Source organism: Hungatella sp. SL.1.14, from assembly GCF_024460495.1.
Taxonomy (GTDB): Bacteria; Bacillota; Clostridia; order Lachnospirales; family Lachnospiraceae; genus Hungatella; species Hungatella hathewayi.
Genome location: NZ_JANFYJ010000431.1, coordinates 1 through 295, shown reverse-complemented (window position 1 = coordinate 295; position 295 = coordinate 1). Strand labels below are relative to the sequence as shown.

Annotated in this window: 1 pseudogene; it reads left to right on the top strand. The window is 35.3% G+C overall.

Going from position 1 to position 295, the window contains the following annotated elements:
• Positions 1–295, top strand: a pseudogene (locus tag NE473_RS31700) (hypothetical protein); the annotation flags it as partial.

Here is a 295-nt window from a genome sequence, read left to right as displayed (position 1 = left end):
TAAAATAGAATTTAAATCATCTTTAGGAAATACAGATTTTGATGTTATAGCTTTAGTTGATAATCATGTTGTGATAGTTGAAATAAAGCATCTGGTGACGCCTTACGATCCCAAACGTTACTATGAAGACCGCCAAGAGATAAAGAAGGCCATAAAACAGCTTAAACTAAGGAAGCAAGTTTTATTAAGGGATTGGGCCTTGATTAGAGATATAACTACTGGATTTCTTCCTCCTGAACCTTATCCGGAAGAACGGATTATTCAATTGGTCTGTACGAATACAGATAGCTTCACA